The organism is Exiguobacterium aestuarii (genome assembly GCF_020171655.1).
In the GTDB taxonomy this organism is placed as follows: domain Bacteria; phylum Bacillota; class Bacilli; order Exiguobacteriales; family Exiguobacteriaceae; genus Exiguobacterium; species Exiguobacterium aestuarii_A.
The window spans coordinates 1,998,119-2,020,603 of sequence record NZ_JAIVAC010000001.1 but is presented as its reverse complement, the minus strand read 5'-3'; the positions used below and the strand labels follow the sequence as shown (position 1 = coordinate 2,020,603).

Annotated in this window: 21 protein-coding genes; 14 read left to right on the top strand and 7 right to left on the bottom strand. The window is 48.6% G+C overall.

Features of this window, described 5'->3' with window-relative positions; all coding sequences use genetic code 11:
• The first annotated feature begins 7 nt into the window (after window positions 1–7).
• The 4 genes from LCM29_RS10495 (at window position 8) to LCM29_RS10480 (ending at window position 3,322) form a co-directional block, all read left to right on the top strand.
• Entirely contained in the window at window positions 8–646 is a 639-nt protein-coding gene (locus LCM29_RS10495) for an SDR family oxidoreductase (protein WP_214694957.1), read from the top strand.
• A 112-nt stretch (window positions 647–758) separates the two neighbouring features.
• Window positions 759–2,324, top strand: coding sequence for a GGDEF domain-containing protein (locus LCM29_RS10490; RefSeq protein ID WP_224862613.1), 1,566 nt, complete (start codon window positions 759–761; stop codon window positions 2,322–2,324).
• A 42-nt stretch (window positions 2,325–2,366) separates the two neighbouring features.
• Window positions 2,367–2,816, top strand: a complete 450-nt coding sequence (locus tag LCM29_RS10485; protein WP_214694945.1) for an OsmC family protein — start codon at window positions 2,367–2,369, stop codon at window positions 2,814–2,816.
• A gap of 62 nt (window positions 2,817–2,878) precedes the next feature.
• Window positions 2,879–3,322: a GNAT family N-acetyltransferase gene (locus LCM29_RS10480; protein ID WP_224862611.1), complete on the top strand. Its 444-nt coding sequence runs from the start codon at window positions 2,879–2,881 to the stop codon at window positions 3,320–3,322.
• Here LCM29_RS10480 and LCM29_RS10475 read toward each other — a convergent pair.
• A complete protein-coding gene (locus LCM29_RS10475) occupies window positions 3,319–3,765 on the bottom strand; it encodes a DUF4385 domain-containing protein (RefSeq protein ID WP_012727567.1) in 447 nt (148 codons plus the stop codon). The two genes, LCM29_RS10480 and LCM29_RS10475, sit on opposite strands and share 4 nt — an antisense overlap.
• A 75-nt stretch (window positions 3,766–3,840) precedes the next feature.
• On the opposite strand from LCM29_RS10475, the gene LCM29_RS10470 reads away from it, so the two are divergent.
• From LCM29_RS10470 to manA, 8 genes are all read left to right on the top strand, one after another.
• A complete protein-coding gene (locus LCM29_RS10470; protein ID WP_224862609.1) occupies window positions 3,841–4,383 on the top strand; it encodes a GNAT family N-acetyltransferase in 543 nt (180 codons plus the stop codon).
• 107 nt (window positions 4,384–4,490) lie between these two features.
• The gene (locus LCM29_RS10465) at window positions 4,491–5,468 is read left to right on the top strand and encodes a LacI family DNA-binding transcriptional regulator (RefSeq protein WP_214875080.1); all 978 of its coding nucleotides are present in this window, start codon (window positions 4,491–4,493) and stop codon (window positions 5,466–5,468) included.
• A gap of 3 nt (window positions 5,469–5,471) precedes the next feature.
• A complete protein-coding gene (gene rbsK, locus LCM29_RS10460; protein WP_224862607.1) occupies window positions 5,472–6,356 on the top strand; it encodes a ribokinase in 885 nt (294 codons plus the stop codon).
• Window positions 6,356–6,745: a D-ribose pyranase gene (gene rbsD / locus LCM29_RS10455; protein ID WP_224862605.1), complete on the top strand. Its 390-nt coding sequence runs from the start codon at window positions 6,356–6,358 to the stop codon at window positions 6,743–6,745. The genes rbsK and rbsD overlap by 1 nt, the downstream gene beginning before the upstream one ends.
• Before the next feature lie 12 nt (window positions 6,746–6,757).
• The gene (locus LCM29_RS10450) at window positions 6,758–8,236 is read left to right on the top strand and encodes a sugar ABC transporter ATP-binding protein (protein WP_224862603.1); all 1,479 of its coding nucleotides are present in this window, start codon (window positions 6,758–6,760) and stop codon (window positions 8,234–8,236) included.
• Window position 8,237: 1 nt separating this feature from the next.
• Window positions 8,238–9,203 (top strand): ABC transporter permease subunit, encoded by a 966-nt coding sequence (locus tag LCM29_RS10445; protein WP_214694930.1) that lies wholly within the window; start codon window positions 8,238–8,240, stop codon window positions 9,201–9,203.
• A 23-nt stretch (window positions 9,204–9,226) separates the two neighbouring features.
• The gene (gene rbsB, locus LCM29_RS10440) at window positions 9,227–10,138 is read left to right on the top strand and encodes a ribose ABC transporter substrate-binding protein RbsB (RefSeq protein WP_214694925.1); all 912 of its coding nucleotides are present in this window, start codon (window positions 9,227–9,229) and stop codon (window positions 10,136–10,138) included.
• Window positions 10,139–10,306: 168 nt separating this feature from the next.
• A complete protein-coding gene (manA, locus tag LCM29_RS10435; protein WP_224862601.1) occupies window positions 10,307–11,347 on the top strand; it encodes a mannose-6-phosphate isomerase, class I in 1,041 nt (346 codons plus the stop codon).
• Here manA and LCM29_RS10430 read toward each other — a convergent pair.
• A complete protein-coding gene (locus LCM29_RS10430) occupies window positions 11,268–12,605 on the bottom strand; it encodes a sugar phosphate nucleotidyltransferase (RefSeq protein WP_224862599.1) in 1,338 nt (445 codons plus the stop codon). The two genes, manA and LCM29_RS10430, sit on opposite strands and share 80 nt — an antisense overlap.
• A 43-nt stretch (window positions 12,606–12,648) precedes the next feature.
• On the opposite strand from LCM29_RS10430, the gene LCM29_RS10425 reads away from it, so the two are divergent.
• A complete protein-coding gene (locus LCM29_RS10425; RefSeq protein ID WP_224862597.1) occupies window positions 12,649–13,251 on the top strand; it encodes a response regulator in 603 nt (200 codons plus the stop codon).
• Here LCM29_RS10425 and LCM29_RS10420 read toward each other — a convergent pair.
• From LCM29_RS10420 to LCM29_RS10410, 3 genes are read right to left on the bottom strand one after another with little or no spacing between them, the layout of a single operon-like run.
• Entirely contained in the window at window positions 13,205–14,098 is an 894-nt protein-coding gene (locus LCM29_RS10420; RefSeq protein ID WP_224862595.1) for a glycosyltransferase family 2 protein, read from the bottom strand. The genes LCM29_RS10425 and LCM29_RS10420 overlap by 47 nt on opposite strands.
• Entirely contained in the window at window positions 14,095–15,234 is a 1,140-nt protein-coding gene (locus LCM29_RS10415; RefSeq protein ID WP_224862593.1) for a glycosyltransferase family 4 protein, read from the bottom strand. Before LCM29_RS10415 ends, LCM29_RS10420 begins: the two co-directional genes overlap by 4 nt.
• Window positions 15,234–16,418 (bottom strand): lipopolysaccharide biosynthesis protein, encoded by a 1,185-nt coding sequence (locus LCM29_RS10410; protein WP_224862591.1) that lies wholly within the window; start codon window positions 16,416–16,418, stop codon window positions 15,234–15,236. The genes LCM29_RS10415 and LCM29_RS10410 overlap by 1 nt, the downstream gene beginning before the upstream one ends.
• Before the next feature lie 46 nt (window positions 16,419–16,464).
• Between LCM29_RS10410 and LCM29_RS10405 the strand changes: the two genes are divergently transcribed.
• A complete protein-coding gene (locus LCM29_RS10405; protein ID WP_224862589.1) occupies window positions 16,465–17,622 on the top strand; it encodes a glycosyltransferase in 1,158 nt (385 codons plus the stop codon).
• 56 nt (window positions 17,623–17,678) lie between these two features.
• Here the strand turns inward: LCM29_RS10405 and LCM29_RS10400 are convergent, their stop codons facing one another.
• Complete coding sequence (locus tag LCM29_RS10400) at window positions 17,679–17,972, bottom strand: hypothetical protein (RefSeq protein WP_224862587.1); 294 nt, start codon at window positions 17,970–17,972, stop codon at window positions 17,679–17,681.
• 6 nt (window positions 17,973–17,978) lie between these two features.
• Window positions 17,979–22,394: a hypothetical protein gene (locus tag LCM29_RS10395; protein ID WP_224862585.1), complete on the bottom strand. Its 4,416-nt coding sequence runs from the start codon at window positions 22,392–22,394 to the stop codon at window positions 17,979–17,981.
• Window positions 22,395–22,485: the final 91 nt, after the last annotated feature.

Sequence of the window (22,485 nt, the reverse complement as noted above, 5' to 3'; positions counted from 1 at the left end):
AAGACAGATGAACGTATTTGTAATCGGTGCAAACGGCCAGATTGGCCATCAATTGGTGGAAAAGTTACACAATGAAGGGAAGCATCACGTCACAGCGATGGTGCGTAAAGAAGAGCAACTCAATGACTTCAAGTCAAAAGGATACAACGCCGTACTCGGTGACCTCGAAGGTTCAGTGGCGGACTTGGAAAAGGCAATCGACGGGATGGATGTCATCGTGTTCGCAGCCGGTTCTGGTGGAAGCACTGGAGCAGACAAGACCCTTTTAATTGACCTAGATGGTGCAGCGAAGAGTATCGAAGCAGCACAAGCGAACGGGAACATCAAACACTTCGTCATGGTCAGCGCCTTGAAAGCAGAGGATCGCTCAGCTTGGCCAGATTCGATGAAGCCGTACTACGTAGCGAAGCATCATGCCGATCGCTTACTCGAACAGAGTGGACTCACATACACGATTGTTCGTCCGGGCGCGTTGACAGATGATGCGGGAACGGGCAAAGTGAACACGCAATTCGAAGGAAGTGGAGAGATTCCACGCGAAGACGTGGCATCATTCTTGGTGCACGTCCTTCATAACCATTCAAACGCACAGAACAAAGCAATCGATTTGATCAAAGGGGATACCCCGATCGAAGAAACGCTATAAGTATGTGACATCAAGAACGGGATGTGAACCATCCCGTTTTTTGTCGCGTTAAAGAGGGAAAAGAACGCAGAATAACGAAATAGAAGAATACGAACAGGTGAGGAGGTCCCGCATGACCGAGATGTTTATTTATCTGGCGGTCTATTTGTTACCGTCATTTTTGCTCGGCTTTTTAGCACTAGATGTCTTTCAACGAAATCCGAATAAAGTAGAGCATCGTTTGCTGAGCCTGTTTGTGTTCGGTTATTCGATGCTCTTCTTGGCTGAATTTGTCCGCCATCTTTCTCCGATTGAATACAGTCCGGCACTCATTGCGTATTGGTTTGGGAATGCCGGCATCTTCATCTTTATCTTTTCTGTTCATTTCATATTAAGTATCACAGGCGTCGGAGCAAAGGCACCGAAGTGGCTGTATCCTTGGGTCGTCTATTTGCCGCTGATTCCCGTCATGTTGACGTATATCCGGCGAGAGAACATCATCAACAGTCAACAGTTTGAGCAAGTGGGGATTTGGATTTATCCCGAGTTCAACGCTTCTTATTTGATTACGCTGACCGTCGGGAACATCTTTCACATATTGATCATCGGTCTCATTTTTTATGCTCTCAAACGTGCGGAACGAAGAGAACACCAACGCGTGTTGCGCATGCTTTTTTGGACGGCGAATGTCGTATTGTTATGGGATGTTGTCTTCGGTTATTTTCAATTCCGTGGGTTCATTCCGCCGTACTCTTATATGTATGGAGGGCTCGTATGGGCAGTGGCGCTCGTCATCGCAATGAATCGTTTGGATTTCTTGACCTCTTACGTGAAGCGATACGGGACACTGTATAACTTGAATCCATCTGCCATCTTGTTGATTGATCCCGATGGAAAAGTGGAAAGTGCGAATCCGGCCGCACGAACGCTATTTCATACAGTCCGTGTCGTAAATGAACGCTTTGTCGATTTATTACCGGAAAAGAAAAAGGCAGAGTGGATGGAACATTATCATCAACATTTCCAGACTCGCAAAAAGTTTTTAGAGTTCGAGACGAAGATTATGACGAAATCCGGGCAAGAGCGATATGTCGTCATTGATGGGGACTTTGTTGATATCGATCGAACAATCCATGGGATGATTATCATTCGAGACGTTCATTCGTTCAAAGAAGCCGAGCAAACAATCCGTTTCTTTGCCTATCATGACCCACTGACGAAGTTGACCAATCGACGTGCGTTTTATGAACAGGCAGACCATGCGTTACTAAGTTCCTCAAGATTATCTTTATTGATTATTGATTTGGACGGTTTCAAAGCGGTCAACGATACGTATGGTCACCAAGAGGGCGATCATTTCTTAACGCATTTAGGTGGATTGTTAGAAGCATCAACGCGAGACGTCGGCTTGGCTTCTCGTGTCGGAGGCGATGAGTTTTATATCTACTTAGTCAATCTGACGGAATCTGAAGTACTCGCATTTATTCACGAACTTCAGATGACGTTGAATCGGAATCCATACAGAACGTCGGATGTGACGATACCAATCCGGGCAAGTATTGGGGTCAGTCATGCGCCGGACCAAGGGACGGACTTGGATACGCTGATTCATAAAGCGGACCAAGCGATGTACCAAATCAAGCAGGACGGAAAAAATGATTATGCGATTTATGACGAGGCGTTACATGGCCCGAAATAAAGGGAACATAGAGGTGTTTGATTATGGAGAGGAGGATGGAACATGTCAGAAAGACCGTTAGTGACGATGCGCGCCGAGGGAGAAGCCGGAGGCGTCAAGACGACTGTACGTGTAGGTGAGCACACCCCATTTATCGTAGATGAGCCGGAACGACTCGGTGGAACGAACAAAGGACCGAACCCGCTTGAGTATCTTCTCGGTGCCCAGTCGTCCTGTACGACCATCATGATTGCGTATGCCGCACAGGACTTAAACTTTGATTACGAAGGGGTCGAGTTCGTAACAGAAGGAACGCTCGATCCACGAGGATTCCAAGGGATGGAAGGTGTCCGAACTTATTTCGAGTCGACTCATATGAAAGTTGTATTGGACACGACCGAATCGGATGAGCGAATCGAAGCATTAAGGAAGGCTGTCGAAGCACGCTGTCCGATTCATAATCTGATGCATGCAGCAGACGTGGCGATGACGGCAGAATGGACTCGAAAATAAAGATGGGGGCGACCTCATCTTTTTTACATAGTAATCGTGAAAAGAGTACGGAGGGGAGACGAATGCATCACCGACCGATGACGCGTGAATGGGCAAGTCAAATTCAAGAATGGACATACGGAGCTCCTTATGACTTTTATAATCAGTCGCCTTCTGAAGAGGGGATTGACGAGTTGATGACATATCAGGCGATGTTAGAGGATCATGAGCTGATTGGATTTTATTGCATCGGTTCACCGGCTCAAGTGCCCAATCCGACATATCCGTATTCGTCAGACTTCACGGACATTGGATTTGGGATGAGACCTGACTTGACGGGTAAAGGACGCGGACAATCGTTTGTGGAATACGTCATAAAGAGAGCGGCGGAACGAGGGAAACCGCTCCGTCTAACGGTCGCCTCTTTCAACGAGCGTGCGATTCACCTATATGAAACGCTTGGATTTCATACCATCACATCGTTTGAGCGGAATGAGGTTCCGTTTCAAGTGATGGTGCGCGATTAACCATATTGTTTCTGATGTGCCTTTTTACGTCGCAAATAATCCTCATCGGCACGGAGTTGATCCCAATACGTTTTGAAGATGCGGGCAGACTCTGCTTTTTCTTCGTCGATTTCGCGCTCGTGGATGTCACCGTCTTCTTTATATTTACGACCACCTTTATAATTGGCGTAGCGTCGGGCTCGCGTGTAGCCCATTTGGATGAACTTTCGGGCCATGTCCATTCCGACGAAATCATCGTTTGCGCGATACGCTTCAAACAATTCCATGATTTCTTCAGCGGATTGCTTGGCGATCTCTGGCGTTTTAAATCGCCAATGGGGCAAAATCTCACTTTTATACGGTTCGACGAGTAGTACCCCTTGTTCACCACGCCCGACTCGGTACAGTTCGGGTTGTTTTCGGAAGTCGATTTCATCAAAATTTAAATCATAGTCAAATGGCATGTTCATTCCTCCTCGCCTAACGTTTTCCCATTAGGTCGGGGAAAGAAACAACTTGAAGGAAAAGGATGGGTTTGTATGATCAAGATGGAGACAGAACGATTGATCTTAAGAGCATTTACGCTAGAAGACGCAGAGGATATGTATCGTTACGCCAAAGACGAACGTGTCGGACCGATGGCAGGTTGGGCGCCACATGAATCCGTTGAAGAGACGAAAGATGTCATTCGACTGTTTGTTGAGGAAAAAGACGTGTGGGCGATCGCGTTGAAAGAAACCGGGCAAGTGATTGGCAGCATCGGATTACACGACCGAAGACCAGACCCTACGATTCAACATGAGGCTCAACGTGAAATCGGTTATGTGCTCAGCCCCGATTATTGGGGGAACGGCTATGTGCCGGAAGCCGTTCAGGCGATGATTCGATTTGGATTCGAAGCATTAGGGCTGGAGCGGATTTGGTGCGGCTATTTCAGCTTCAATGACCAATCCCGACGCGTCGTTGAGAAATGTGGGTTCACCTATGCGTTCACGAAGACGCAAGAATTGACCCGACTCGATGGACGGACGGTAGAATGTCTCGTCTATGTCCAACTCAATCCGACATTCTCTACACATTGAAGCGCTGTTTCAATGTGTTTTTTCATGAAATCATAAAAACCCCTTGATATGTAACCGGTTACACATTAAGATGGTTTTGTAAGCGTTTCCAGAACGGAGGATGTCAAATGGCGACCATCAAACAAGTGGCAAAACATGCGAACGTCTCAGTGGCGACCGTATCACGCGTCATGAATAAGAGCGGATATGTGAGCGAAGAGGCGAAAGAAGCGGTCGAAAAGGCGATTGCAGAACTGAATTACGCGCCGAACCGAGTCGCTCGTTCGCTTTATAAAAAATCGTCGAACTTGATTGGACTCATCATGCCAGACATAACAAACCCGTTCTTTCCACAGCTAGCTCGGGCGATTGAGGATGTCGCCAATCAGCATGGGTATCAAGTCGTCTTATGCAACACAGACGAACAACTCGAAAAAGAGCAGACATATTTGGTCGCCTTGCAGACGATGCATGTCGATGGGCTGATCATCACGACGAACCATTCGCATAATCCGAATTATGAGACGTTGGATTTACCGATGGTCGCGCTCGACCGAATTGTGAAGGCTGGGATTGATGCCGTTGTATCGGATGGTTATGAGGGAGGAAAGTTGGCAGCCGATACGTTGTTACAACGCGGTGCGACACGACTGGCACATATTGCCGGACCTGATCATCTCAAGACGGTCAAACGTCGGACCGAAGGATTTGTCGAAGTGGCAGGAGACAAACTCGTCGGGATGACCGAGTCCACGTTCACGTTTAAAGATGCCTTGAAAGCGTCCCAAGAGCTGTTCGATCATGCGTGGCCGTTCGATGGCATCTTTGCAGCGAACGATGTGATTGCAGCCGCGGTATTGCAGGAAGCAGTTCGTCGAAACATTCGTGTCCCGGAAGAACTACAGGTCATCGGATATGACGGGATCGAACTAGGGGAGATGACGTCTCCGCCGCTGACGACCATCGTTCAACCGATTTATGAGATGGGGCGAGTGGCGACAGAACGATTGCTCGATTTGATTGAGAAAAAAGACACACGACCGAGAGAGATGCTGTTACCGGTCACGTTACTTGAAAGACAAACGACAAAGCGGAAGGAGAAATAAAGAATGAAACGCATTGTTGTCATTGGCAGTATATCGATGGACCTTGTCGTCACGTCCGACAAACGTCCGCAAGCAGGGGAAACCGTCATCGGCGAGTCGTTCCGTACCGTTCCAGGAGGGAAAGGTGCGAACCAAGCAGTCGCTGCTTCTAAGTTAGGAAGTGCCGTGCAGATGGTCGGTTGTGTAGGGAACGATCCATTCGGCCAGCAGATTGTTGAGAACTTCAAACAGTATGGTGTCGATGTTGCGCACGTTCGGGTCATACCGAATGAAGTGACGGGGACGGCACACATCGTATTGGCGGAAGCAGATAATTCGATTGTCGTCGTCCAATCAGCGAACAAGCAAGTTATCTTCACGGACGAGGAACTAGATCAGCTACTCGATGAGCAGTCGTTCGTACTCTTGCAGCTCGAGATTCCAATCGAGACCGTGCAGCAAGTGACCACTTACTGTAAAGCAAAAGGGATTCCGGTACTACTCAATCCCGCACCGTCGCAACCGCTCCCGCCAGAAGTGATTGAAGACGTCACGTATTTGACGCCGAACGAACATGAATGCCGGGATTTATTTAAGGGATTGTCCGTGGACGAAGTGCTTGAACGATATCCTAACAAATTACTCGTCACGGAGGGCGTCCGAGGTGTTCGATTCCATGACGGACGAGAAGTGCGGCATGTGCCAGCTATCCGAGCGAACGTCGTCGACACGACAGGAGCCGGTGACACGTTCAACGGTGCGCTCGCTGTCTCCCTCATCGAACAAGAGGATTTAGAGACGGCCGTACGGTTTGCCGTAGTCGCGTCCGGTATGAGTGTCGAAGGGTTTGGCGCACAAGGTGGTATGCCGACACGAGAAGATGTACAACAACGATTGGAGCGCGTGTGATGAAAAAACATGGGATTTTAAACAGTCATTTAGCAAAAACCTTTGCCGATCTCGGGCATACGGATCGCGTCGTCATCGCAGACTGCGGACTCCCGATTCCAGACGGGGTGAAGCGTGTCGACCTTAGCCTCCGAATCGGAGAACCTTCCTTTCTTGAGGTACTTGATGTCGTCGAATCGGATTTGGTCGTAGAGCGCATCACGATTGCCGAAGAGATTCTCACACACAACACAACGATTGCAGATTCACTGAAAGAACGATACACAAGCATCGACATGTGTTCGCATGAAGATTTCAAACGGGAGGTCGCAAAAGCAAAAGTGGTCATTCGAACTGGGGAAGCGACACCTTACGCGAACGTCATCTTACACGCCGGGGTCATTTTTTAAGGGGGGATTTCGATGCACATTCAGTTGAAAGGCATCCATAAGTCGTTCGGTCCGGTCTCCGTCTTGAAAGGGGTCGACTTCGAACTATTGCCCGGAGAAATTCATGCGCTCATGGGGGAAAACGGAGCAGGCAAGTCAACGTTGATGAAAGTGATGACCGGTCTTCATGCTCAAGATGAAGGAGACATCCTCATCGATGGGAAGAAACGTCAATTCAAACACCCAAAAGAAGCGGAGCAAGAAGGGATTGCCTTCATCCATCAGGAGCTCAACATTTTACCGGAGATGACGGTAACGGAAAACTTATTTTTGGGTCGGGAGCTGACGGGGCCGTTCGGGATGGTCAAACAGCAGGAAATGACACGACGCGCTCGTGAATATTTGGCAGAATTGAACGTCTTCATGGATGTCGATGAAGTGGCGCGCAACTTATCGGTCGGTCAGCAACAGATGATTGAGATTGCCAAGGCACTCATGACAGATGCGAAAGTCATCGTCATGGACGAACCGACGGCCGCCTTGACCGATCGCGAAATTCAGGCGCTCTTCGCCGTCTCACGGGCTCTACGGGATCAAGGTGTGTCCATCATCTATATCTCGCACCGCATGGAAGAAATTTTCGACTTGTGTGATCGAATCACCGTACTTCGGGACGGACAGTCCATCTCGACACGTATGATTTCGGACACTTCTTTTGAGGAAACCGTACGCGACATGGTCGGACGCGAGATTGGTGAACGATATCCGACGCGCACGGCAACGCTCGGGGATGTCGTGCTCGAAGTAGATGATTTAATAGGTAACCGGTTCCACAACGTATCATTCAATGTTCAAGCTGGTGAAATCGTCGGATTCTCCGGATTGATGGGCGCAGGACGGACTGAAGTGATGCGTGCCCTATTTGGGGCAGACGCCCACAAGGGGGGAGTTATCAAATTGAACGGGAAACCGATTCGAATCAAGACTCCGGCAGACGCCATCAAACAAGGCATCGCCTTTTTGACAGAAGACCGAAAAGGAGAGGGCTTGCTTCTCGACTTCTCACTAAGAGAAAACTTGTCACTCCCGACACTCGATAAACGGGCGAAAGGGTCGGTCATCTCCAAACAACAAGAAGCAACGTTCGCCGAGACATACTTACAAAAACTGCGGGTCAAGCATCATTCGATGGAGCAAAAAGTGAAGTCGTTGTCCGGTGGGAATCAACAGAAGATTGTGCTCGGTAAATGGTTAGGTGTCGAGCCGGACGTCTTGATTTTAGATGAACCGACCCGTGGAGTCGACGTCGGTGCCAAGAAAGAAATTTACAATATCATGAGTGATCTTGCGGAGTCAGGTGTCGCCATCATCATGGTCTCCTCCGATTTACCGGAAGTGCTCGGGATGAGTGACCGAATCGTCGTCATGCGGGAAGGTGTTGTGACCGGAACGCTCACAAAAGAAGAGGCGACGCAAGAAAAAGTAATGACGTATGCGACAGGAGGGCAATGACATGGAATTGAAAGCAACGACTGCACTGAAGCGCCCGGGTCGACTCGGATGGGGACAAAAGTTAGGACCGCTGTTTGGTCTACTCGTCATCGTCGTCGTCGTGACCGCGCTCGAACCTGGATTTTTATCATTAAATAATATTTTTAACGTACTTCGACAAGTTTCCATCAATGCCTTGATTGCCTTCGGGATGACATTCGTCATCTTGACAGGTGGGATTGATTTATCGGTCGGGTCGATTTTAGCGCTCGCCTCTGCACTAGTGGCAGGCATGATGGTGGACGGTCAACATGCGGTCATGGCCGTTGCACTTGGCTTGATTGCGGGTGCCGTTCTCGGGGCCTTTAACGGGGCAGTCATCACATACGGGAAAGTGGCGCCGTTCATCGCGACATTGGCCACGATGACGATTTACCGAGGTTTGACGCTCGTCTATACGGATGGGCGACCGATTACTGGTCTCGGAAATTCTGGGTGGTTCGAGATGCTCGGACGTGGCTACTTCTGGATTATACCGGTGCCGGCATTGACGATGTTACTCGCGTTCGGTGTTCTTTATTTCATTTTGAAAAAGACGACATTTGGTCGTCACACGTACGCGATCGGTGGAAATGAAGAAGCGGCAAAATTGATGGGGATTGGCGTCAATAAAGTCAAAATCATGATTTATTCGCTATCGGGTATGCTTGCTGCACTCGCGGGCATCATCTTGACATCACGTCTCAACTCCGCACAACCGACAGCAGGAACGTCATATGAACTCGATGCCATCGCGGCGGTCGTTCTCGGGGGAACGAGCCTTGCGGGTGGTCGAGGTTGGATTGTCGGAACATTGATCGGGGCACTGATCATTGGCACGTTGAACAACGGATTGAACCTTCTCGGCGTATCATCTTTCTTCCAACTCGTCGTAAAAGGTGCAGTTATATTGTTTGCAGTATTGCTTGATCGTCGACAAAACGCGTAATACGCGAAAGGGGAAAACGGAACATGAAAAAATGGACAGCTTGGCTACTCGCACTGACAATGGTACTGATGGCAGCTTGCTCGACTGAACAACCGGGGTCAACGTCTGAGACGGAAACGAAAGATGGGGATTATGAAATCGGCTTATCCATCTCGACATTAAACAACCCGTTCTTCGTCGCATTAAAAGAAGGCGCAGAAGAACAGGCGAACGAAATGGATGCGACGTTGACAGTGGCGGACGCACAAAACGATGCCGCAAAACAAGTGAATGACGTTGAAGACATGATTCAAAAAGGAATGGATTTGATTCTCATCAACCCGACAGATTCAGAAGCAGTCGGCGCAGCGGTACAAGCAGCAAATGACGCGGGTATTCCGGTCATTACGGTAGACCGTAACGCAGAGACTGGTGAAGTGGTCGCACACGTCGCCTCAGACAACGTCGCAGGTGGACAGTTGGCGGGTGACTATATGGTCGAACTCGTAGGCGAAGGTCAAAAAGTCGTCGAACTCGAAGGGATTCCGGGAGCGTCAGCGACACGTGACCGTGGACAAGGATTCAACGAAGCAATCGATGGGAAATTGGAAGTCGTGGCAAAACAATCTGCAAACTTTGACCGTGCAGAAGGATTAACGGTCATGGAGAATATTTTACAAGATAATAAAGACATCGTCGCTGTATTCGCACATAACGATGAGATGGCACTCGGTGCTGTTCAAGCACTTGAAGCGGCTGGAATGAGTGACGTGAAAGTCATCGGATTCGATGCAACAGACGATGCGGTCAAAGCGGTCGAAGGTGGGACGATGGCAGCAACGGTTGCTCAAAAACCAGCTGAGATTGGTAAATTGGGTGTAGAAGCGGCAATCAATCATTTGAAGGGTGAAACGGTGGAAGAGAACATCCCGGTCGAACTCGAATTAATCAAATAAGGAAGATGAAACCTCACGGCGCCTTGATTTCGGGTAGAGCTCGTGAGGTTTTTTCAATGTTCACATATCCCTCTTCATAAATTGGATAGTTTCTCCCTTTTTCAGGGTATATCTAGGTAAAATACAGGAAGGGGGAGTCGTTTCTTCTTTTTGAGAAACGCAGCACATATGTACAAACTCAAACCGGTGTTTAAAGAACGTATTTGGGGTGGCCGTCAGCTAGAGACTTTATTTCATCTTTCGTTACCGGAAGGGAAGATTGGCGAATGTTGGGCGGCATCCGCACATCCTAGTGGAATGACTACATTTGAAAATGGACCATATGTAGGACAGACGCTCGCGGATTTATGGGATGCCTACCGTTTAGAGTTATTCGGTCCGTATCCATTCGCGACGTTTCCGTTACACGTCAAACTACTCGACGCGCGTGCCTATTTATCGGTACAGGTTCATCCGAACGATGAGCAGGCGCAACGTCTCGAAAAAGAGGAGTTTGGGAAAGAAGAATGTTGGTACGTATTAGACGCAGAACCGAATGCCGAGATTATCGTCGGTCATACGTTCCGAACGAAACAAGAGGTATATACATGTGTGCAACAAAAAGAATGGGTGACTCGTCTAAAGACGCAAGCCGTGAAAAAAGGTGACTTCATTTACATCCCGAGCGGAACCGTTCACGCTCTTGGTCCGGGTGTCGTGTTGCTTGAAATTCAACAGACGAGTGACCGGACATATCGTCTTTACGATTTTGATCGAGTGGATGACACGGGTCGTCTTCGTGAGCTTCATATCGAGAAAGCCGTGGAAGTGATGAACATTCCGGATCGTCGGACAGACGAACTCGTACGGACAGATTTAAAAGATGCGTTGACGACCGAATTGATTTCAAAACCATCTTTCAAAATCATGCGACACCAAGTGAATGGCACCCCCGCGATTTTAGAACAATCGGAAACGTTCCGATTGATCTCGGTCGTTTCGGGTGAAGGGTTCGTGCAAGGTGAAGACGGCGTCCAAGCCATCCGAGCAGGAGAGCACTATTTCGTTCCAAAAGGAAAAGGACCTCACTTGTTCACCGGAAAGGTGGAAATCGTCACAAGTGAAGTCCCTGTTCCAACAACGCATCGCGTCAATACTGTTTATCAAGTGGAGACGGCACAGGACAAGCATCGTCGAGTGTCCAATCGTTTGAATACTGAACCTCGATGAACACGACGTCTTCGTGAGCTTTGAGCGTGTGAGCCGCACCGCGTTGAATCGATATGACGTCGGTCGGCTTCGCCTCAAACGATTGTCCGTCAATTGTGACGGTCGCCGTTCCTTGAAGCATCGTCCAAATCGTATCGGTCGCTTCGTGATAATGATAGCTGAGTTCTTTCCCTGCCTGGACGAGCATTCGTCGCGTCACACTGTGATGACCGTCCGCGAGCGTTTCGTGATGAATGACTTCCGATTGTCCCCAGCGCTTCCATTTGAACTTTGGATAGTCGTCAGAGGAGGCTAGATAATCTTTTAACTGCGGCGTCGCATCTTTCGTCGAGACGAGAATCCCGTCCGCGTTGACGGCGACGACGAGATCTTCGAGCCCGATTCCGATCAACGGAAGATTCAACTCGTTGATGACATGTGTGTTCGTCGACTCGAACAAATCAACCTGACCGTGGGTAGTGGACGTCATTTCTTCGGTCAAGGTATTCCATGTTCCTAGGTCCTTCCAATCCCCATCGTAACGATGGACGAACACGGACTCCGCATGTTCCACGACGGCATAGTCGAACGACGTTTTTTCTAAATCATCGTAGCGGGTCGTGAGTTCTGAATATGTCGTCGGTAAGTTTCGCTCCGTCAGTTCATCGAGCAACAAGTGCAACTTACAAGCGAAGATTCCACAGTTCCATAATGCGCCTTGTTCAATCAACTGTTCCGCCACATCGACAGTCGGTTTTTCTTGGAACAAGCGAACGGAGGAGATTTGAGCCGTTTCGTCTGGGACGATGTATCCATATTTCGATGTCGGGTGGAGGGGAGTGACCCCAATCAGATGTAAGGCATCGTCACTCGCTTGTACCGCTTCATCGACTTGAGGGAAATATTCAAAGAAGCGAAGGTCGACATAAGCATCGACCGGCATCACGAGTACTGTCTCATCCGGGTCGACACGTTGTTCGTTCAAATAACTAGCACCGAGCACGATGGCAGGGAATGTATCTCGACGACTCGGTTCGGTGATGATATTGGCGTCGGTCCCGATTTGGTAAACGATGGCATCGCGTTGATGCGCGTTTGTTAAAATAAAGGCATCCCGATCTAATTGCATGTCACTTAGTTGGGAGAAGACCCGTTCGATCATCGATTGTTTGGCACCTTGACCGTCATCAAGTAATCGAATGAACTGTTTCGAGTTAATATCGTTTGAAAGTGGCCATAGACGCTTTCCAGATCCACCTGATAGTAAGAGTAGTTTCATTTCGTGACACCCTTTCTCGATTAAAATTTCGGAGGTACACAACATGGCAAATTACTTACTCGTCGAACCGCACGAGCATACGCGAAAGACGTTGGCTCGTCTGTTGATGAAAGAAGGAGAACTCATTTTTGAAGCGACGGAAGCGACGGAAGCGATTGAGATTTTAGAATCGAGCGACATCGACGTCGTCATCACCGAATTAAGACTTCCCCATACGGACGGGGTCGAATTATTATCGTATGTGAAGAAAAAGTTCCCGCTCATTCATCAAATCGTATTGACGGACTACACACATACCCATACGTTGATCGCGGCCGTCAACTATGGAAACGTCAAGCGCATCATGACAAAACCGATGAAAATCGATGAATATGTGATCCGCGTCATCAAGGATGTCGGTCAACAAGCCGTCAACATGAAGACGAATAAGTATCGAGTCGCAGACATGTTGACGGAGTTTCTAGACGATCTTGGACAGGCATACTGTCTGTTTTATGAGAGTGGAGACTTAGTCAGCTCGGAAAATCTTGTCGTCCCGTTCGAATCAGGGGAGACGAGCGAGCTGAAACGGTTCGTCATCCCGACGCAATACGGAGAATTTATTTTGTATCAGTCACGGGATCGTTCTTCCCGAACTTGTGGGTAAAGAGTTGCGATACCCCAATCATCGTTAATCGAAGATACATGTAGGCGACCCCTAATGTTAATACAGGGTGTCGTCTATATTTTTTGAGGTTGGACGGATGATAGAGCACCGGTCTGAAGAAATACCAGCGAGCGAGTGCCTTCCGGAACCCACCTTCCTCTGTCTCGAGCGTTTGCGGCATCACTTGGAAGTAATAGCGCTTCTTCTCGAGTAGATTTTGGAGTGTCACTTCCTTCTCGTTATGTTTCACCGCGGTGAAGGTGGCGCGACGGATGATCCCACCTTGTTGGATGTAACGAATGGTCGGTTGCGTCTCTTCAAAACTGATTTGAGCAGGATTGATCCCGCCTGATGCCTCGTACGCTTCCATCCGCCAAAAGCGTGCCGCCTCGATGGAGCGGTCATCAATCCGTTCTTCTGGGATTTGGAATAGATTCCGTTCAAACACCTTCACTTTGGAGAAAAAGTTGGTGTACGTGCTATAGGCCTCTTCTGGGATGACGAGCGCTCCGACCTCTTCGTGATGTTGAAGGTAAAGCAGGCAACTCGTCAACAATCCCTCGGTCAACACCATGTCCGAATCGATGACGTATAAGACATCGACGTTGAGTTCACGGAGTCGACCGATCGCCTCTTTACGGGCAATGCCACGCTCACCGTGAGGAAGCGATAGGATGATGAAGCGGTCATCGTCTACAGTCAACTCTCGCATGACGTCGACGGTTCGATCGGTCGAGCCGTCATCTGCGATCACACAGACAAAGTCGGCCGTTTGTTGTTGGATGGACTGAATCGTTTCCCGAATGATTTCCTCGTTACAATACGTAGACATCGCAATTCCAATCATGACGTTCTCCCTTCCTGAATCAAGATTCCTAACTTTTGATTCAACCATTGTTCAAATGCCGCGCCGGTGCGACTCCATTGCAGTGTTTTTGAAAATGCATGGGCCTCACGCCTCACGACCTCATAATGATCGTGATCGTTCAAGCAGCGTCTCATCTCGAGCGCGAGCGCCTCTGCGGTCTGTGCCATCGTCATGTAACCGAGTTTTCCATATTGAACCGCGTCCCGAAGTCCCGGCGCATCGTACACGATGGTCGGTGTCCCGACAGCAGCGGCCTCGCTGACGGTCAGTCCCCAGCCTTCACGACGGGACGGAAAGAGAAGGGCTGTCGCCCGACTCATGCGTTCGAGTTTCTCTTCTTCACTGACGAATCCGAAGTAATGAATATCCGACCGTACATCCTCAGGCGTGATCGGATCAAGTTGTTCGGCAATGTACGCCTCGTTCTTCTTCCCGATGATCCACAGTTGTGCGGTCGGGAAATCGCGCTTGATGGATACGAACGCCTTGACGGCATCGTTGATTCCTTTATAGGCGGACATGCGCCCGACGTATAAGAACGTGGGATGTTCTTCTTTCTCGAACCATTCTTCTTCTGGCCACGGTGTGAAGTTGAGTCCTTCCGGCAAAATCGTGATATTAGACTCTGGAATTCCGACGGCGACGAGGTCATCTGCCGTCGACTGACTGACAGTCAAGGCATCGTTTTGCCGATAGAGACGCAGACGACTCGTTTCCGTCCATGCCCCGACCCACGACACGGGAGGTGGTAGGTTGATTCGCCAAATCTCACGCGTCAATTGGTGGATGAAGAGAACACGTTTATGCGCAGGCACATAGAATGGCGTAAAGTAATGGTGTGTATTCATTTGGTCGAGGACGAGATCGATTTCCTCTTCGTGCGCTTTGTAGTAGCGCCGTGCCTCTAAGATGCTCGTCATATCTGTACCGGAGCGAATATAGCGAACGCCATCAATCCATTCCTCATCCTCACGTCCTTCGATATGAGGGGACAGATGGATGATGTTGTAACGAGGGGCCACGTAAGCCAGCATCTCATGCGTGAATACTTCGGCTCCTCCTGCTTTCGGATGTTTGATGTCTCGCCAAGAGAGACATAATAAAGTGGGTTTCATCACGATTCCTCCTTTAATTGTTGGCGTCGTTCAGAATGGAAGCGGAAACGAAGGAGTAGAGACCCTCCGAGTAAGACGACCGCTTGTGCCAAAAGCCAGATCTCCATCGATTGCCGGAATAGGAATAAGGCAACGAGAAAGACGAAGAGTAGCGCCCAATACCAACGCAAATACCGATTGTTTCGTAAGATAAATTGCAACATCGCCTCATACTGCACGATGATGATGCCGATATAGGTGAAAATCATATAGCGCACGAAATAGCCTGCCTCGTCATATCCTTGACCGAAGAAAATCGGTACAACCGACGGGATGATCAAGAAATATAGGACGGTGATGATGCCAAGGGCGGCCAATAATAATCGGAATACGGTGCGCTCAAACGATAGGAACGAATCCGTCTCGGCCGCCCGGCTCAGACGTGGCAAAAGGACTTGGAAAATCGACAGACAGACGAACAAGACGAGCTGACTAAAGCGTAGACTGACGGAATAATCTCCGACTAACGATGGAAAGAATAAGGTAACGAGTAAACTATCGACCGAGAAGAAAAGTGTCATGACAATCTGCACATGGATGAGTTGAAACAAGCCATGGAACTGTTTGTCTCCAGCCGTTTCTGGGAAATGAGTTTGCCAGATGCTGAGTCCATATGTGAGAATCATGCCGATCAAAATCCCGATTAAAGCGAGCGTGATATCCAGTTGTTCGAGAAAAATCCACGTGACGCCCACTTTCACAATCGCTTCGACGTAATAAGAAAGGGTGAGGGCATAAAATCGTTCATTTGCCTGCAAGACCCCACGCCGAAATGACACGAGGATATGGAAAAATACTGTAACTGCAAGTAAAAAGAGGTTAATCCTAGATAAAGGAAGAATATATGGGATAAGTATAAAGAGTACACTGGATAAACCCATCGCGACGAGTAAGATAATCCGTTCGATATACCGATAATCGGTCGCAATTTGTTGTCCTAAGTTTCGGGTGACGATCCATTGGACGGCACTCCCAATGATGAGTAACAGTCCGAGAAGGGCGAGATATGCGTTTAAGAGACCGTAATCTTGACTCGTCAAACCACGGGCTAAGAAGAAATGATACGAGTAGTTGATAATGTTTAGTAACGCATCAAGAACAGGGAAGATGAGTAAAATCGAATAACGACTCATGACAGCTTTCATACAATCACCTCTTTCAATTCGTCAATCTTAAAAGGAGGACAATGTGATGGATAAAGGTAAAGTAGTGATTTTTACAGATCAACAACGAAATATTCCGTATGCTTCGTCTATTCCGCACTACGAACTGATCATTTCTGAATCAGGTACATCATCTGAACCGAAAATTTCACCAGACATTCGTGCCATGAAAGAGCAAATTAAAGTGTACGTGATTGATTATGTTGACTATGAAACGGGTTTGAACGTAGCGGCAGCACTACGAACGTATCATCCCCAGTCGTCGATTCTGTGGGTTGATGACGTTATTCGACATAAAGGAAACTTCCCCTTCAAACAATTGTTAGGGAATGGGATATTTAGAATATTTTATTATAGAGAAGAATACACAGATGAAATTTTAGCTGAAATTCAAAATATCATTCATCCAGAATATGCTGTAAAAAAAGGGACTGTAGCCTTTATATTACCAATTTTCAACGAAGAGAAACGATTTTCACACATTCATGCTTTTTTGACATCCCTTACCAAAATGATTGAACGGAATTATTTGCACGGGTCCATCTACTTTGTGGACGATGCCTCTTCCGATCAGTCGAAACACTTGTTACAGGAGTATCGGGACATCGTCATGAACGCGACAGACACGTTGTTCAAAATTGATTATTTAAAGATGTATGAGTTAAAGCAGAATACGAAAAAAGCAGGTCTCTTTATCGAGGGGATGACGCATATTTCGAGCGAATATTATGTGTTCGTCGATGCGGACAATTCGTTTAAAGTCGATGATATCGCTCAACTGCTAAGTATCGCGGAAAATGATTACTATGACATCGTCATCGGGACGAAAGATTTGACGATTGAAGACCGAAGCTTCGTCCGAAAGTTCGTCAGTTTCGCAAAACGAACGATTACAAAACCGTTCCTACCAGAAGGTGTGTCGGATTCTCAGACGGGTCTCAAAATTATCAATCGCCGGGCGATTCCACGGTTACTTCCGTACCTGAGCGCGACGAGTGGGTTCGCCATCGATCTAGAGATGATGTACGCCGCCAAAAAAGAGCGTCTCCGCGTCTATCAACAGCCGGTGACTTGTATCGAGCGGGAAGGGTCTCACGTCGACCTCGTGAAAGACTCAATTGCGTTCCTCAAGACGATGGCCCTTCTTTTACGACGACAGCGAGCTGTCAGTCGGGCAAGACGATAAACGCACATCACGCATAAAGCCCACGTCGTTTATTGGACGTGGGCTTTCGTTTGGGCTTATTCGTGGGTGATTGATTCAGCGATCGAAGAGTCCTTCTCTGTATATTCAATCGTGATGACATCTCCGACGTTCAGTGTATCAAGGTGGTTGGGTTTCCCGTCGACAATCGTCGACGAAGTAAGTGTCACCTCCCGTAGCACATACTGTTCCTCAGGGTCTTGATGAGATGGCGCAATCCATAGGGTGTTGCCTTGTCTGTCTTCAATCACACTGTCTTCGTCACCCATCGTACAAGCGCTAAGAATCATCATGCAGCTCAAAAAAGTCGTGAGCAGTAAAGTCCGAAGCATGAGCCGTCACCCTTTCTTAAATCGTTGTCGTACTCGGCGGAGGAGCGGCTCTTCCTGCCGCGCATTCCAATAGAAGAAGAACGAGACAGGTGTGGCGAGTAACAGAAGGATCATGCCCGCGAAGTAGACGAGACGTAAGACGGCATTTACCTGTACGTCACTTTCAGAGGACATGTACAGTTGTGTCACGCCATTCAATGCGACTTCACCGCGCTGTGCTCCTTCACTGGTCGAGAGCTCGAACAATGGAGATGGGGAGTCGTTTAACGTGAAGCGGTCGAGTGAATCTTCGTGAGAGACTGTCCGCTTCATGACACTTCGCGTCACATCAAGAGGTTCGGCTTCTGTTGTAGTGAGTAGCGGACGTTCTGTCACTTCCTCGACGGTCACTTGGTCGGTCAGGAGAAGGTGATCGTAGCGGACGACGTTCAAGTTCTTCATCTCTAGTCGTCCTGCATTTTCAACATTTCCACGCGCCCAAATATGAAGCTGCATCGAGTCGGTTCCCTTTGGTGGAATCAAAATCTGTTCGTAGTGGTTCCATGTCGATTTCCGATACTCTTCCACTTCGCTAATGAAGTCGGTCCCGATCACGCGACGTTCTTCGTCGAGATAGTACATCTTCACATGGCGATTTCGAATCTGTTCGCTCCGTGCGTCAAAAGCGACCAAATATTCGCGATCGGGGAGTGCCTCGATTTGTTCTGAGGCGAAGATATACCAGTCACAGGAACAGGTCGGTTCGTAAGATGCGACAAACGTGTCATCTTCTACCGTCGACTCGAACATATCGTCTGTGATGGATACACAGGTCGCACACGTGGCGGCAGCTTCAGGTGTCGCGAGTGGTTCGGTCACGACAATCTCGTTCGGGTCGAACTTCCGTAAGTCCTCCAACTCGATTCGTGACGGCACGTTACTGTCTACGGTCAACTCGAGCGTGTATGATCCCGGCTCCATCTCGAATGTATTCGGTGTCCACCGTTTCAATGTCGGATGCACATCTTCGAGTGATTGAAGTTGGTATGGAAAATCACGACGCAAGGAGTCATACGTGACCGTCTGTGTGCCGATATCCGTTTTCACATCAGGCAGTTGCTGCATCGCCGTGACGCCAATCGTCTCTTCTTGAACGACTTCTTCGTCCTGCAAGAGGCGTAAGCGAATCGTCCCATCTGTCGAAACAGGAGGTGTCAGGTTGATGTGGAAACGGTAATCACCAGGCTCTGCCACATCGATTGTACGAGATAACGTACCGGATGTGAGTGAGACGCCTTTCCCGAAACTGAGAGACGGGTAGTTGCGCTCAGACTGGATCGTCCCGCTATAATCGAAATCTTGTTCACCTTCGAGAACCATGAAGGTGTTCGTAGGTTCTAATACGTTTTGGAGTGACTGCTGTAACGCCTTCCATTCTTCCTCTGGTAAGAAGACGATGTTTTGAATAGCATTGAAACCGACCGTATTCTCGACAGTGATGGTCGTTTCATTCGTATCGACATCGTGTATTCCGAGCGGCACCCACTCGAGCCGTGCCCCCGTTTGTCTTGTCGTTTCGACGATTTGCTTGTCGTCATTGATCGTGACGTCAAGCTGTCCGCCACTTTGATTCATCAAGACACGCGCGAACCCGATATAGCGGCCCGGCGGTGTCTCTTTCGTGATGGAGAACGTGTTCGGTACCATATGTGATTCGAAGCTCTCGATTTGAACATCGTGAATCCACCAGTACGTCTTTCGTTCTGGTCTTTGATAACTCAATAAGTCGATGCGCATCGTCTCGGCAGCCCGTGGCGTCACGTATTCTCCGCGAAGGTGAATTCCGTCTAAATTCCCGGAATCTCTCGGAGCGACGACATAAGTCTGGTCGATTTCTTCCCCGGATGCATCGAAAAAGCGAACTTTCACGTGCAAGCGGTCGACCCCTCGACCCGATGCGACAATATCGAACCGATACGCGTTATTCGGTAGTGCTGGTAAGAGGCCGGACTTCGCGACTTGCCAAATGTAGTTTGGATCTCCTTTGGCGACTTCCGCTTGAAGCAGTGGCAAGTCGTTCGTCGAAGACAACGGGTTAGGTGACAGCTCAACGATATCCGGGTTATCGGCTTTAAAGAATGTCTCATCTTCGAGCATCGAATTGAATGAAGCGACTTGTTTCGTCGACAAGTCATCGAGCTCGTAAGGGGGGGCATCGATTCGAGCAGAAGCGAAGGAAAGTCCGACGCCGTCTCCGAAATCAAGGTCGAACGCAGGATCTTTAACCCCTTGCGTTTGTTGATACCAACGCCAGTCACTGTTTGCGAAAAGGGTCTTGCCCCATGTGAGGAACGGGTTGGCGGAATCGATTGCCTCAAACGGCTTCCAATAATAGTCATCGGGCACCTGACTGAGCAGCATGTCTTTTTGTTCGATCATCTCAATCGCATCACCCGGACGAATCCAATCAAAGTCGTCACTATGTCGCTGAGTCGTGAATAAAATCGATTGTTTTCCTTGCTCATATCCAGGAATCGTTCCATATGTGATGGAACGGTCGATTCCGTAAGGCGTCACGATAAGCTGTGGGACGGTTCGGTCGGTGAGCGGGGCGACGACATCGAACAAAGTGAACAGACCGACTTGTTGAGTTCGCAGTAAATCACGTTGCGAGGCGAGGACCTCTAAGTTGAACTGCTGGCGCTCTTCCATCCCTAAATATTCATCTCGATATGCGAATTGGTCGACACCGAACACTTTAATCAAGTTACTCGCCTCGTCTGAACGTCCTGTATCGAGCAAGTATTGTAAGAGTGAAAACAGATAACGAATCGCAGGTGTCGACCCTTCATGATGGAACACCGTATTTTCAAGCGAACTGTACACGTGGAAGTCCCCGGTCGGTTTGACCGTCTCGCCGAGTGCGGGATTTTCGTTCCATCTCGGTGTCGCCACCCCGGTGATCGGCTGGGTCATCTCATCGGCAACGGGGAACTGTAGCCACTTCCCATCGATTTCTTGTTGTACAGTCGCGTATTCTTCAGGAACGTCGACCGGTTTATAAAAACCCTCCATATACACGGTGCGATACGGATAAATAAAGAGCGTCAACGCGACAAAACTACCGATGAAAAGGATACCGCGATAGAGCGGACGGGGTATCGCTTTAGATTGTCTGGCATCAACAATTCCGATACCGAGAGAGAGCAGTAAACTATAACTGACAATCAATAGACCGACGAGCTTGTTCGGGTCACGGAACATCGGACCAATCAACGGTGTGTACGTGACGAGCGCGACGAACGCTGTCGCGACCCATTCATACGTTCCAGTCGCAAAGATGATCAAACCGATGCCGAGTAAGCCGAAGAATAGGTGAATCGGTCGTTTGTAGCTTCCGAGAAGACCGATGCCGATGAAGAAGAGCAAGATTCCTCCGGCCACCCAAAACGTCAGTGGAAGTGTATGCAAGTCGAACATCGGCCACCAATAACTGATGGTATAGAGCACATTCTCAATCGACGAGTTTCGACTGAACAGCATCAACGTCTCGGTGACGTTAATATTATGTTGGGACGCCTGGGCCCCGAACAGGATGGAACCGACATACATAAAGAACCAGTAGCCGTTGAACAAGATGAACACGAACCCGACCGCTGTGATCAGGCGAACGTAGTAGAAGAAATACGATTTGAACAATAGCGTCTTCCGCTCGCTCCAAAGCGTTTTGAGCATGATCAGAACGAGCATGATGCCCATATAAATGGCTGAGAAGAAAAAGTAATGGATTCCGGCAGACATGAACATGAACACAACGGACAACCCGATGGCATCGATCCAAATTCTCGGTGAGAGTCGTTTGTTAAACGAAAAGTCTGGATCCAGCTGACGTCGGAATTTCGGGTCGAACAAGTTAAAGAAGAGTAGAAGTGCGAACGGGAACAACGCATAGCCGCACAGGAGATAAATATGTTGAATGCGTGTGATGATCCACGGGTTTAACGCATAAAAGAGCCCGGCAAGCGTGAATGTCATGAGTGTCATCAACTGAAAGTGTTTCGTGATATAAATCGAATGAAGTCGTTTGACGAGCGCATACATGCTGAGTGCCGAGACGATGAGCAACGTCAAGATGAATGATTTGATTAAGAATGGTCCAGATGCACCGAACAATAGACTTAATCCATACAGTGGTGCGATGAAGACGAGTCGAGGCACATTCAACAATGTCGTCGTGCTCCATCGTTCATTCCAGGCACCAAAAATCTCTTCGATATAACGGTCGGACGATAGACCGAAAGCGATATCACTAAAGACGACCATCCCCGACGAAAAGAGTGGGTACGCATAGGCAAGAATGCATGCCAGCATAATCGTCAAGGCGATGAGGTCGTAACGGTACGTATGCAGACCGTTTCGTAGTGTAGATAAGATGCGTTGCAAATCCGATCTGCCTCCTTTCATCACGTATGTCATCTATTTCGCCAAACGTTGGACTATCCCTGTCTAATCAAAAAAGAGACAGCCGATTCCG